The sequence below is a fragment of the Salinisphaera sp. Q1T1-3 genome (assembly GCF_003602005.1).
Taxonomy (GTDB): domain Bacteria; phylum Pseudomonadota; class Gammaproteobacteria; order Nevskiales; family Salinisphaeraceae; genus Salinisphaera.
In genome coordinates this window covers 102,132-115,138 of record NZ_QZWD01000003.1, presented here as the reverse complement: position 1 = coordinate 115,138, position 13,007 = coordinate 102,132, and the positions used below count along the sequence as shown (strand labels likewise).

The window sequence follows — 13,007 nt, the reverse complement described above, 5'->3', positions numbered from 1 at the left end:
ACCGGAGCGCGCGTGCGCCCCGTTTGCTTGCGAAAATCCGGCAACGACGCGTGTGGTGGCGTCGTGACCGATGGGCCCCGCCCGATGCTCGAGGCGATCATCACCTCGAGTGGGCGTGCAGCGTGTGGTGCAAAGCGTTGTTCTGCCTGCACCTGACTACGCACGTCGGCGCAGTCTGGACGCGCTCAGTAGACGTCGCGCTGGTAGCGTTTTTCCTTCTGCATGTTCTTCAGATAGGCCGCGGCATCCTCGGCGGCCAGCCCACCGTGCTCGCCGATGATCTCGAGCAGCGCATCATGGACATCGGCCGCCATGGCATTGGCATCGCCGCAGACATAGACCGTCGCGCCGTCCTCGAGCCACCGGTACAGCTCAGCCCCTGCCTCGCGGATCTTGTGCTGGACATAGATCTTGTCGGCCTGGTCACGTGAGAACGCCACGTCCATGCGCGTCAGCAGACCGTCTTCACGCCAGCGCAGCCAGTCGGTCTGATAATAGAAGTCGCTGCGGAAATGCTGGGCACCGAAGAACAACCAGTTCTTGCCGGTCGCATCGCGCTCCTCGCGCTCCTCGAGAAATGCGCGGAACGGCGCAATGCCCGTACCGGGACCGACCATGATGATCGGCGCGGCATCGTCGCTCGGCAGCTTGAAGTTCTTGTTGTGGTCGATGTAGATCGGCAGGTTGGCATCTTCACTGCGATCGGCCAGCTGGATCGAGGCCACCCCGTGGCGATCCCGGCCGTGCGTCTTGTAACGCACTGCGGCCACGGTCAGATGGATCTCGTCCGGGTTGGCGGCATGACTGGAGGCGATCGAATACAGACGCGGCGGCAGCTTGCGCAACAGGCGAACGAAATCGCCGCCGGTCATGCCGTCGATCGGATAATCCTCGACCAGGTCGATGATGAACCGGCCATCCATGTATTCGGCCAACTGCTCACGTGCATCGTCACCCAGCAGTGCGTTCAGGCCGTCATCGGCGGCGTGCTCGGCATATTTCTCGATGAAGGGACGCGTGAGCGTCGTGATCTCGTACTGGTGCGTCAGCGCGTGTTCGAGCGCGACCTCGCCATCGATGCCGGTGACCTGTTCATCGGCGGATACGCCGAGTGCGGCGATCAGCTCGGCGACCACACCGGGCTCATTGGCCGGAATGATGCCCAGGCTGTCGCCCGGCTCCCACTGCAGCCCCGAATCCTCGGTGTCGAGTTCGATGTGGTGGACTTCTTTGTCCGAGCCCCGGCCGTTGAGCACGACATTGGTCAGCACTTCGGCCGGGAACGGGTTCTTGCGGCTATAGGCGCTCGTGGTCGCCTCGGCCTCCGGCTGACCGGCCGTGCCGGGCATGGCCGTGACGTTGGTATGGGCCTGTCCGCCACCGGTCGCGTCCTGGAATTTGGTCACGACATCGTCGAGCCAGGCTTCGACATCATCGTCGAAGTCGACGTCCAGATCCTTGCGATCAACCAGGCGCGTCGCGCCGAGCTTTTCCAGCTGTGCGTCGAAGTCGCGGCCGGTCTGGCAGAAATGCTCGTAACTGGTGTCACCGAACGCGAGCACGGAGAAATTCACGCCTTCGAGCTTCGGTGCCTTCTTGCCGAAGACAAACTCGTGCAACTCCTCGGCGTTGTCCGGCGGATCACCCTCGCCGTGCGTCGAGACACAGATGACGATGTTCTTCTCTTTCTTGAGGTCGCGCGGCTTGTAGTCGAGCATGTCCACGGCCGTGGCCTGTAGACCGGCCGCGCTGGCACGCGCGACCAGCTGCTCGGCCACGTCCTCGGCGTTGCCGGTCTGCGAGCCGTAGAGAACCGTGATGGGCTCGGCGGTGCCGGCCTCGGCCGCCGGAGCGGCCGCGGCGGTCGGCTGGGCCACGGCCCCGGTCTGGGCCTGCGCATTCAGCCCCGCCAGGTAACCACTGACCCAGGTCGCCTGCATGGGCGACAGACTCTGAATGAGCGTCGACAGCTGGGCGGCCTGCTGGGCGTCCAGCGGGCTCGAATGTTCGTCGAGATAGACAGTACTCATGACAGAAGTCCGGGAAACAAGCCAGCGGGCCGACGCGCAACGGCCCGAGCGACGGGCAAGGCTAGCGTGCGCGCATATGAATTAAAACCGATATTTTTGTCTTTTTATATATCCAAAACGACTAGCCGAACGAGGCGACGCCGGTCGCGGGGCGCCGATTGTACCGCGTGAGCCGAGCGATGCACGGCGCCGTGACAGCGCAAGCCCTTCCGGCTCTGCTACGCTTCGCGCCATGCGCGCTATCCTGCTGATTCTGATCGTCGCCCCGATGCTGGCCGGGTGCATCACGGCACCGCCGAGCAATCCGTCCAATCTGTGCAGTATCTTCCGTGAGAAACACGGCTGGTACGACGCCGCCGAAGACGCCCAGAAACGCTGGGGCGCCCCGATTCCGGTCCAGATGTCGATCATCTATCAGGAGTCCCAGTTCCAGGCCGATGCCGCACCGCCGCGCAACCGGCTGTTCTGGATCATTCCCTGGACACGCATCAGCTCAGCCTACGGCTACACCCAGGCTTTGGATTCGACGTGGTCGCATTACAAGGATCAGGCCGGTCACCCGTTCGCGCGGCGCGACAGCTTCGACAGCGCGGTGGATTTCGTCGGCTGGTATGTCGATCAGAGTCACCGCATCCTGGGTATTTCGAAAGCCGATGCCTACAGCCAGTATCTGGCCTATTACCTGGGCCCGGGCGGGTATCGACAGGGCCTGTATCGTCAGAAATCCTGGCTGCGTCGCAGCGCGAGCCGGGTTGCCTCGCGCTCGAGTCGCTACGGCGCCCAATTATCCAGCTGTCGCGGCGAGCTCGAACGCCAGGGCCACTGGTGGTGGCCGTTCTGAGACTCGGCGCGGCTACTCCACGCTTTTCCGAACGCGCCGACTCCGGCAGGCTGCGCGCCTGATTCCGGTCCATCCTGTTGCCATGAACGACTCCGCCCCACTGCACCGTGCCGCCGATTGCGTACTCGCCGTCGAAACCGCCATGCGCGAGGCCGGCCTGTGGCATGACCACGTGCCCACGCCGGCCGCCATGGCCAGCCGGACCCCGTTCTGCGCCGACACGCTGGATTTTTCGCAATGGCTGCAGTTCGTCTTCATTCCCCGCATGCGCAGCCTCATCGAGGCCGGCGGCCCCCTGCCCGAAGCCAGCAGCATTGCCGTGATGGCCGAGGCCAGGTTGGACACCGCAAACGTTCACGCAGGCCGTGTCGTCACCGAACTGGCCGCGTTCGACCGGTTGATCAGCGAACGCGCCTGACCCCGCCGGCAAACGCCTGACAGCAGGCCGACAGCTCGGCCCGGCTGCGGGCCGCCGCGACGGCGATCAACTGCCCAGGCCGGCCTGGATCAGCGGTACGTAGTGATCGACGAGCAAGGCGGTGAACAGTGCCATCAGGTAGACGATGGAGTAGCCGAACGTCTTCATGCCCAGCCCGGGCTGCGGCCACCATTTCAGACGCACGGCATAGACCAGGAACCAGCCGGACAGCAGGATCGCCGAGACCAGATACAACGGCCCGGACAGCCCCGAGAAATACGGCGCCAGCGAGACCGCGAACATGATGACCGTATAGACCAGCACCTGGGTCCGCGTGTGTTCGATGCCGTGCGTGACCGGCAGCATCGGGATATCGACCTCGGCGTATTCCTTCGCACGATCGATGGCCAGTGCCCAGAAATGCGGCGGCGTCCAGATGAAGATGATCAGAAACAGGATGATCGAATCGAGCGAGACACTGTTGGTGACCGCGGCCCAGCCCAGGATCGGCGGCGCGGCACCGGCGGCCCCGCCGATGACGATGTTCTGCGGCGTCGCCCGCTTGAGATACATCGTGTAGATCCCGGCATAACCGACCAGAGCGAACAGCGTCAGCCAGGCGGTCAACGCATTCACGAAGATCAACAGGATCGCCATGCCCAGCACGCCGATCGCGAACGCGAAGATCGCCGACTGACGCGTATCCAGATGCCCGGTGACCAACGGCCGTTTGCGCGTGCGACGCATTCTTGAATCGGCCTGCACGTCGATCATCTGGTTGACGGCCGCCGCCGAGGCCGACATCAGGCCGATGCCCAGCGTGCCGAAGACCAGCGCGCCAATTGGCACCATCGTCGGCGTGGCCAGGAACATGCCGACCATGGCCGTGAACACGATGAGCAAGACCACCCGCGGCTTGCACAGCTCGTAATAATCGTTGAGGCGCTGCGACAGCGTGGTGCGCTCCGCGACCCCGGATGAGGAACTATCCATGGCGAGCGGCACTCCAGGCGGCGTGATTGATCGCGACCAAGGTTAACAGCAACAAGGCAGCGCCTCCGTTGTGGGCCACCGCAACCGGTAGCGGCAAATGGAACAGGACCGTAGATACACCGAGCGCGATCTGCAGCGCGACGGCGCCGATCAACGCACCGGCCAGCCCGGCCCAGCGACTGTCGAGACGCGCGGCGAGAAAAAGCCGTATCGCCAGGGCGATCATCGTCAGGGCCACGACACAGGCGCCAATCCGGTGCATCCAGTGGATCGTCTGGCGCGGCACGCTCGACAGGATGCCGTATTCGTAATTGATGCCCAGACCGTGCCACAGCGTGAAGGCCGTGGCGAAATCGGTCTGCGGCCACCAGTGGTTCTGGCATGTCGGGAAATCCGGACACGCCAGCGCGGCATAGTTGGTCGAGGTCCAGGCACCGAGAAATATCTGACAGACGAGCAGCACGAATGCTGCGCCGGCCAGCAGTCGCAGGCCGGCACGTCCGGCAACTGCCCAGCCACGAAAGAGCGCGCCCTGACGCAACAGACACCAGCCGAGCAACGCGAATATGGTCATGCCACCGAGCAGGTGCGCAGTCACCACGAGCGGCTTGAGCAGCAGCGTCACTGTCCACATACCGAGCAGCGCCTGGAATACGACCACGCCCAGTACCACCCACGGCAGCACGCGTTGCTGGCTGGGGTTGTCGGTGCGCCGGAACGTCAACAGCGCCAGCGCCAGAATCACGAGACCGAGCGTGCCGGCGAAGTAGCGATGGATCATCTCCTTCCATGCCTTCGCGGCCTCGACCGGCCGGCCGTAGTTGGCATCCGCGGCCGAGACATCCGCGGTCGAGGTCGGCACGTCGAGATGGCCGTAGCAGCCGGGCCAGTCCGGACAGCCCAGACCGGCATCGGACAGCCGCGTATAGGCCCCGAGCATGATGACGGCCAGCGTGAGCACGACAGCCAGCAGATTGAGCGCGAAACGGGTCGACATGGAACGTTGGCCTGTCAGGGGCGGCCGGCCTGAGCCAGCAGCCGATTGATATCGTGATGCAACGCATCGGCGTCGGCCGGCGGCGGATAGCTCGCCATCCAGCGCCCTGCCGGATCGATCAACAGGATCGTGCCGGGCGCATCGGCCGCGTGGGCCGCGAGCGTGGGTCGCCAGTCTACGACTTTCGTACGATAGATCGCGAGGTCCGGTTGCATCGCTGCCCGCGCGATCGGCGACGTATTATCGCCCAGAATCAGCATGCGCTGCACCCTCGCTGCATCCGTATGCAGCACTGCGCGGACCTGGCGACTCTGGCGCAGACTGGCCTGACAGGCGTCGCGGCACCCGTCGGGCGCGACCTGCAGCATCGTCCAATGCCGGCGCCAGAGCGCACCGACGTCTTGGTGCGTGGCGCCGTCGCGGCCCGTGACCGGCGTCTCCGGCAGGCGCACGGCCGGTATGACCAGTCGACCGGCCGCGGCCGTGCCATCGCCTCGCCAGCCCAGCCCGTGATACAGGCCCCAGGCCGCCACCACCGGGGCCGCGAATACCGCGACCAGCGCCGCGAGCGTCCAACGCGCCCGTCGATCGGTCACCGACGGACCCGGCGCAGGTTGGTCCAGACGAACAGGCCGATCGCCACCAGCGCCATCAGAAACCACTGTGAGGCATAGGCATAGTGCGCGAACGGGCTCAGACCGACGTTATCGACATCCCAGTCGCGTTTGAAACCGCCCGGTGCCTCGGGCGAGAGCAGCAACAGCCCGTCGGCGATCGGCGCGCCGTACTGACACCGCACGGTCGCCGTGCTCGGATAACTCAGGACACGGGGCCAGCCGCTCTTGTCACAGATGGCGTTGTTACCGAACCGTAACCCCGGCCGCGGGAAGGTTCGCCAGAAACCGTGGACGGTCTGCAGACCTTGCGGCGCGCCGGGATTCGGCGGCTCGGCTTTCGGATCCGGGGATTTGGCGATCCAGCCACGATCGACCATCACCCGCACGCCGGAATCGAGCACGAGCGGCGTCCATACCCGATATCCGTTGCGGGTGCCGTCCACCTGATCGGCCAAAAGAACCTGGTGGTGCGGATCGTAGCGACCGTGTGCAATGTAGCGGTACCCGTATTTGAGCGCCGGCGACTGACTGTCCCGGGCCGAAACACGGGTCAGGTCCATCGGCTGCGGGCCAGCCGCCCGCGCCCGGGACTGTGCCGCCTGCAGACGCTCCTTCTGATGGGCGCGATCAATCTGCCAGTTGCCCAGCAGACAGAGAATCACGACACCCAGGGCCGTGATGGCAATGCCCCACCACGGGGGCGAGAATCGATAGCGGCCCAGACGCATGGCGGTCCCCGATCAATCCGGCTTGGCGAGCTCGCGCGCATCCACGCGCGCGCCCTGGGTGAAACTTTCGTGCGGCCAGGGCGAGGCAAGCGTCCATTCAAGCCCGCGGGCCCCGTCCCATGGCCTGGCGAGCGCCGCGGGCCCGCGACGCGCCAGACAACGCCCCATGTTGTACACGAACAGGAACTGCCCGAGAAAGAACATCGCCGCGCCGAGCGAGATCACCTGATTAAAATCGGTGAACTGCGTGTTGTAGTCGGCGATCCGGCGAGGCATGCCCGCCAGCCCGACGAAGTGCATCGGAAAGAAGAGCACATTGATCCAGACGACCGACCACCAGAAATGCAGCCGGGCCAGTCCTTCCGAATACATCACGCCGGTCCACTTCGGCATCCAGTAATAAAGCGCTGCGGTCATCGCGAAGATCGACCCCGGCACCAGCACGTAATGGAAATGCGCGACCACGAAATAAGTGTCGTGATACTGGAAGTCCACCGGCGACAGCGATGACATCAGGCCCGAGAATCCGCCGACCATGAACATCACCACGAAGGCGGTGGAGAACAGCATCGGCGCCTCGAAGGTCATCGCCCCGCCCCACATGGTCGCCACCCAGTTGAAGACCTTCACCCCGGTCGGCACCGAGATGATCATCGTCGAGAACATGAAGAACAGCTCGGCGGGTAACGGCAGGCCGGTCGTGAACATATGGTGGGCCCACACCATGAAGCTCAAAAAACCGATCGAGACGGTGGCATAGACCATGGAGTTGTAGCCGAACAGGCGCTTGCGCGCGAAGCTCGGAATGATCGTCGAGACCAGACCGAAAGCCGGCAGGACCATGATGTAGACCTCGGGATGTCCGAAGGTCCAGAACAGATGCTGATACAGCAAGGCGCTGCCATCCGGGCCACCGAAGAAATCCGTGGCCAGATAACGATCGGCCCCCAGCATCAGCATCGTGGCCGCCAGCACCGGCATCACGGCCATGACCAGAAACGCGGTCACCAGCCAGGTCCAGCCGAAAAGCGGCATGCGCAGCAGCGCCATGCCGGGCGCCCGACGCCGGATCAGGGTCACGAACACATTGGCCGAGGAGATGAAACCGCTCAGTGCGGTCACACACACGGCCACGATGAACACCGGCAGCGACGCACCGGTCTGCATGATCAACGGCGGATACATGGTCCAGCCGGTCTGCGGCGCGCCGCCGCCGATCCAGGGAGTGCTGAGCAACAACACGACGGCCAGCGGCAGCAACCAGAACACCGGGCCGCTCAGGCGAGCCCAGGCCATGCCCGGCGCCCCGATCATGGCCGGCAGCATCATCACGGCAAAACCGGTGAACGCCGGCATGATGCCGCCAAAGATCATGATCAGGCCGTGCAGCGTCACGACCTGGTTATAGACTGCCGGATCCACGAATTGGATCCCCGGGGCGAACAGTTCGCTGCGGATGACCAGCGATAGCCCGCTGCCGACCAGGAACATGATCGCGGCCAGCACGAGATAGGCGGCCCCGGCATCCTTGTGATTGGCCAGCCAGAACCAGCGCGCCAACCGCGACGGTGCCACGCCGTGCGGCCGCGATACGGGTCGATGGCCGGGTTGCGATATCTGGCTCATCTTCTGGCTCATCGGCGTGCACCGACCTCGTCCGGCGCGGCCATGTCGCCCACCGCGTTGCCAAGTGCATTGCGTTCATAGGTGACCACGGCTGCGATCTCGGCATCGCTGAGCTGGCCGCCGAAGGCCGGCATCGCCTTCTTGCCATGGATGACCTGATCGATGTGCCGGGCGATCGGCCCGGTGGCCACCGGACTGGCGGTCAACGCCGGATAGCCGGCGCCCGGCATGCCGGCCCCGCTGTTGCGATGACAGGCCGCGCATTCGGCCTGATAGACATGCCGGCCGAGCGTCATCGCCTGGCTCCGAGTCAGCCGCTCCTGTCGAGCGAGTGCGGCATAGTCCGGGCCGTCGGCCCGCGCATCGGGCAATGCACCGGCCGCCGGTGCCTGTCCGCCCCGGGCCTTGATCCAGGCGATGTAATCGGCTTTCGAGACCACCTTGACCACGATCGGCATGAAGGCATGCCCACGTCCGCAAAGCTCGGCACACTGTCCGCGGTACGTGCCGATCGCATCAGCGGTGAACCACTTGTGATTGGTGCGCCCCGGAATTGCGTCGGTCTTGCCGCCGAGGGCCGGCACCCACCAGGAATGGATGACGTCGCTCGAAGTGATGTTCAACACGACCTTGGCATTGACCGGCACCACCAACGGATGATCGACATCCCGCAGATAATGCGACACGTCAGCCGGTCGGGTGCCATCGACACCGAGCTCGGCGCGGCGGCTGTCGGCGGCCAGGCGACTGTAGAAATGCACGCCGGTGTTCGGATACCGATATTCCCAGAGCCACTGATGCCCGGTGACATCGATCGTGACATCGGCATCGGACGTATCGGCGAGTGCGACCAGCGTACTCGCGCCCGGGATGGCCAGCGCGGCGAGAATCGCGAACGGAATGATCGTCCAGGCGATCTCCAGACCGATGGACTCATCGAAGGTGGCTGGTGTGACGCCGCGCGCGCGTCGATGACGCCCGATCGAGATCGCCATCACCACGCACACCCCAAGGAAGATGAACACGCACACGGCAAGCATGACCATGTGTAGCGTCCAGAGCTGATGCGTCAGATCCGTCACGCCGCGGCCCAGATTCATCTGCCAGGCCGCGCGCGCCGGCCGGAATACGCCGAGCATCGCGATGACCGACGCGACCGCGCTCACAACGCGCCAATGCCGTGAAAGATGTGTCATGCGCTGTCGCCGATTGCGCGGGCAGCTGAAAGGAATCGCGCGTCATTGTGCCTGATGCCCACCATCCGCGGCGCCCTCGGGGCTCGATCCGCGCCGGGTAAATCGTTCGCGCCGCCAGCGGACAAGCTGCGCCGGCATGCCACACCGGCAGGGATAACCCACAGGGCTGGCAGCCAAGCGACCGCTTTCCGGCGCTATCACGCGTTCACACAGCGCATACCGCGCCGCCCTCGCAAGGCCTTGTCTTGTCGCCGCTTGGTCGCTGGTGCAACGGTCTATTTCGTGACGACGCGCCCTGGGGCCTGTTGAGGTTTCGTTCGAGCGCCTTTTCGTCGAGAGACCGCAGTGTGTCTGGCAAGGCGCGAGTTGCCGATCGTGGCGTGCCACGATCCAGGCTCGCAACGCCGCCGGGCGCCCATCGTCGATTTTTCATGGGTGGCCCAACCCTTCGGGACAAGCGCCCCAAAATCAAGAACACGACGGCAATACAGAGTTCAAGCACGCTGGCGCAGAATGACACGCTATGCGTGCTATGCGTCTTACCGCCCATCGTCAATTTCAGGGCGCACTTGGCGCGGACGCGCACGAAACATCAACAGGCCCTAGAACCAGCCGCGCGGGTCCAGGCGGAAATCGGCCGACGGATCGGCGTCGACCGTGGCCAGACGCGCGCTCGGCATACGCGCATCGAGCGTGGCGAGATTGTCGGCGAGCCGGGGCTGCGCCGGCGGCAGGCAATTGGCGACCCAGCCGATCAGGCGGGTATCGGCCTGTATCGCCCGCGCCGAGAGAAGGGCGTGATTCACACACCCCAGACGCATGCCCACGATCAACAGGCTGGGCCAGCGATGCGCGCTGACCCAGCCGGCAAAATCCAGCCCCTCGGCCAGCGGCACATGCCAGCCCCCGGCCCCCTCGACGATCACCCAATCCGCGCGCGCGGCCAGCCGCGTATGCCCGTCGTCGAGCCTCTCGCGCCGAATCGGCACGCCGGCCTCGGCAGCCGCGATATGCGGCGCGATGGCCGGCGCGAAGGTCAGCGGGTTGATCTCTTCGTAGGCAAAACCGGGCGTGCCCGCGGCCATCAGTGCCTCGGCATCGTCGTTGCGCAGGCCCGCAGGCGTTGTCGCCGCGCCACTGGCCACCGGCTTGTAACCCACCGCGCATTCGCCGGCTGCCACCAGACCGCGCAACAAGGCACAGGCGGTCCGGGTCTTGCCGATTTCCGTATCGGTCCCGGTAACGAACAGTGTTCGAGCCATCAATAACCTGTCTTGTCATCTGTGCCGCAGCCGCGGGGGCGTCTCACGAGGCGACTCGGGTATCGGCAATGCCGCACGCCTGCCAGGCCGCGCACAGCGCCTGGCATAACGCATCCACCTGATCCACCGTGTGCGCGGCGGTCAGCGTGATGCGCAGGCGCGATGTGCCCGGCGCGACCGTCGGCGGGCGGATCGCACCGACCAGGAAACCACGGTCGGCCAGCGCTTCGCTCAAGGCCAGTGCATCGTCCTCGGCACCGACGATCACCGGCTGGATCGGGCTGTCGGAAGCCGCGAGCGGCAGGTCGCCGGCCCGCAGATTGGCCCGGAATCGCGCGATCAGGGCATGCAGATGTCGACGACGTGTTTCATCCTGTCGGGCGATCGCCACGCCGGTTCGTGCCGCCGCAGCCACGGCCGGCGGCATGGCCGTCGAGAAGATCAGCGAACGCGTGCGCTGCAAGAGCAGCTCGATCACGTCGTGATCGCCGGCCACGAATGCTCCGGCCACACCAGCGGCCTTGCCCAGCGTCGCGGTCAGGATCGGTACGCGGTCGGCCCCGAGTCCGGCCTCGGCCACACGGCCGGCACCGCCCGGCCCGAACACACCCAGGCCGTGCGCGTCGTCGACCATCAGCCACCCATCGTGCGTGGCTGCGGCGCCCGCGAGCGCGGCCAGCGGCGCCGTGTCGCCGTCCATGGAGAAGATACTGTCGGTGACCAGCAGCCGATGACCGTCGACTGCCCCGGCCAGGCGCGCAGCGGCGGCTTCGGCATCGCCGTGTGCATAGATATGCTTGCTCGCCCCCGACAGACGGGCCCCGTCGATGAGCGAGGCATGATTGCGGGCATCGGCAATGACATGGTCGCCTCGACCGACCAGCGCCTCGATCGTGCCGAGATTCACCGCATAGCCGGTCGAGAAGACGAGCGCCCGCTCACGGCCGACCCAGGCAGCCAGCTCGGTTTCGAGCGCAGCGTGCTCGGCGTTGTGGCCGGTGACCATCTGCGAGGCCGCACTGCCGCTGCCCAGCCGTCGTGCGGCTTCGGCCAGGGCCTCGGCCACGTCGGCATGGGCGGCCAGCCCGAGATAGTCGTTGTTGCAGAAGTTGACCGCCGATACGCCGTCGACGGTCACGGCCACCCCATGCCCCGAGTCGATCACGCGACGACGCCGAATACGCCCCTGCCCGGCGATTTCGGCGAGCTGCGCTCGGGCGTGCCGGGCAAGCGATGCGCTCATGGTCCGCTCAGGCCCGCTCGGCCTGCGGGGCATGTTCGGGGTCGGGCGCGACGCCCGGCGCCAGATCGGTGTACTTCGGCGTGGATTCCGGGCGCATGCCGAGTCTTTCCAGCAGCGCCAGATCCGCCTTGTGGGCGGGATTCGACGTGGTCAGCAGTTCGTCGCCGTAGAAGATCGAGTTCACGCCGGCCAGGAAACACAGGGTCTGTGTGGCCTCGGACATCTCTTCGCGCCCGGCGGCCAGCCGGACGTAGGACGCCGGCATCATGATCTTGGCCACGGCGATGGTGCGTACGAAATCGATCTCGTCAATCGGATCGATCCCGGCCAGCGGCGTGCCCTCGACCTGGACCAGGTTGTTGATCGGCACGCTCTGCGGATGCTCGGGCAGATTGGCGAGCTGGCGCAGCATTTCCGCGCGATCGGTGGGCTGCTCGCCCATGCCGACGATGCCACCACAACAGACCTTCAAGCCGGCCTCGCGTACGTGGCCAAGCGTGTCCAGGCGATCCTGATAGGTCCGCGTGGAGATGATCTGCTCGTAGTACTCGGGCGAGGTATCGAGATTGTGGTTGTAGTAGTCCAGCCCCGCGTCGGCCAGCGCCTGGGCCTGGCGGGCCTTGAGCATGCCCAGCGTGACGCAGGTCTCCAGGCCCTCGGCCTTGACGGCCTCGACCATGTCGATGACCTGCGCCAGATCGCGATCCTTCGGACTGCGCCAGGCCGCGCCCATGCAGAATCGCGTGGCACCGGCCGCCTTTGCGCGCTTGGCGGCGTCGAGCACGTGCGACTTCGGCAGCAGCGTTTCCCGATCGAGCCCGGTCTCGAACCGCACGCTCTGGGGACAATAGGCACAGTCTTCCGGGCAGGCACCCGTCTTGATCGACAACAGCGTCGACAACTGCACGTCCCGCGCATCGAAATGCTCCCGGTGCGCACTCTGGGCGGTATGAATCAGGCTCGGCAGATCCAGGGCAAAGAGCGCATGGACTTCATCCAGGCGCCAGTCGTGGCGCAGCGCGCCGGGGCGGACATCGGTCATGGCAGCATGCAGTA

At 65.5% G+C, this 13,007-nt stretch carries 12 protein-coding genes; 2 read left to right on the top strand and 10 right to left on the bottom strand.

Annotated elements, in window-relative coordinates; all coding sequences use genetic code 11:
• Positions 1–185 precede the first annotated feature (185 nt).
• Positions 186–2,030, bottom strand: a complete 1,845-nt coding sequence (locus D3260_RS04315; protein WP_120097344.1) for an assimilatory sulfite reductase (NADPH) flavoprotein subunit — start codon at positions 2,028–2,030, stop codon at positions 186–188.
• A 232-nt stretch (positions 2,031–2,262) separates the two neighbouring features.
• Between D3260_RS04315 and D3260_RS04310 the strand changes: the two genes are divergently transcribed.
• Positions 2,263–2,871: a hypothetical protein gene (locus D3260_RS04310; protein ID WP_120097343.1), complete on the top strand. Its 609-nt coding sequence runs from the start codon at positions 2,263–2,265 to the stop codon at positions 2,869–2,871.
• An 82-nt stretch (positions 2,872–2,953) separates the two neighbouring features.
• Positions 2,954–3,289: a YqcC family protein gene (locus tag D3260_RS04305; RefSeq protein WP_120097342.1), complete on the top strand. Its 336-nt coding sequence runs from the start codon at positions 2,954–2,956 to the stop codon at positions 3,287–3,289.
• A 66-nt stretch (positions 3,290–3,355) separates the two neighbouring features.
• On the opposite strand, the gene cyoE is transcribed toward D3260_RS04305, so the two are convergent.
• The 9 genes from cyoE to bioB form a co-directional block, all read right to left on the bottom strand.
• On the bottom strand, positions 3,356–4,282 hold the full coding sequence (cyoE, locus tag D3260_RS04300) for a heme o synthase (RefSeq protein WP_120097341.1): 927 nt from the start codon (positions 4,280–4,282) through the stop codon (positions 3,356–3,358).
• Positions 4,275–5,279 (bottom strand): heme A synthase, encoded by a 1,005-nt coding sequence (locus D3260_RS04295; protein WP_120097340.1) that lies wholly within the window; start codon positions 5,277–5,279, stop codon positions 4,275–4,277. Before D3260_RS04295 ends, cyoE begins: the two co-directional genes overlap by 8 nt.
• A 14-nt stretch (positions 5,280–5,293) precedes the next feature.
• A complete protein-coding gene (locus D3260_RS04290) occupies positions 5,294–5,875 on the bottom strand; it encodes a hypothetical protein (protein ID WP_120097339.1) in 582 nt (193 codons plus the stop codon).
• The gene (locus D3260_RS04285) at positions 5,872–6,624 is read right to left on the bottom strand and encodes an SURF1 family protein (protein ID WP_120097338.1); all 753 of its coding nucleotides are present in this window, start codon (positions 6,622–6,624) and stop codon (positions 5,872–5,874) included. The genes D3260_RS04290 and D3260_RS04285 overlap by 4 nt, the downstream gene beginning before the upstream one ends.
• 12 nt (positions 6,625–6,636) lie before the next feature.
• A complete protein-coding gene (locus D3260_RS04280) occupies positions 6,637–8,250 on the bottom strand; it encodes a cbb3-type cytochrome c oxidase subunit I (protein ID WP_120097486.1) in 1,614 nt (537 codons plus the stop codon).
• A gap of 8 nt (positions 8,251–8,258) precedes the next feature.
• On the bottom strand, positions 8,259–9,416 hold the full coding sequence (coxB, locus tag D3260_RS04275) for a cytochrome c oxidase subunit II (protein ID WP_199671353.1): 1,158 nt from the start codon (positions 9,414–9,416) through the stop codon (positions 8,259–8,261).
• Between the two features lie 632 nt (positions 9,417–10,048).
• Positions 10,049–10,708 carry a dethiobiotin synthase gene (gene bioD, locus D3260_RS04270; protein WP_233543955.1) on the bottom strand — a complete coding sequence of 220 codons (660 nt, stop codon included), beginning with the start codon at positions 10,706–10,708 and terminating at the stop codon, positions 10,049–10,051.
• A gap of 43 nt (positions 10,709–10,751) precedes the next feature.
• Positions 10,752–11,951, bottom strand: a complete 1,200-nt coding sequence (gene bioF / locus D3260_RS04265; RefSeq protein ID WP_120097335.1) for an 8-amino-7-oxononanoate synthase — start codon at positions 11,949–11,951, stop codon at positions 10,752–10,754.
• Between the two features lie 7 nt (positions 11,952–11,958).
• On the bottom strand, positions 11,959–12,993 hold the full coding sequence (bioB, locus tag D3260_RS04260; RefSeq protein ID WP_120097334.1) for a biotin synthase BioB: 1,035 nt from the start codon (positions 12,991–12,993) through the stop codon (positions 11,959–11,961).
• Positions 12,994–13,007: the final 14 nt, after the last annotated feature.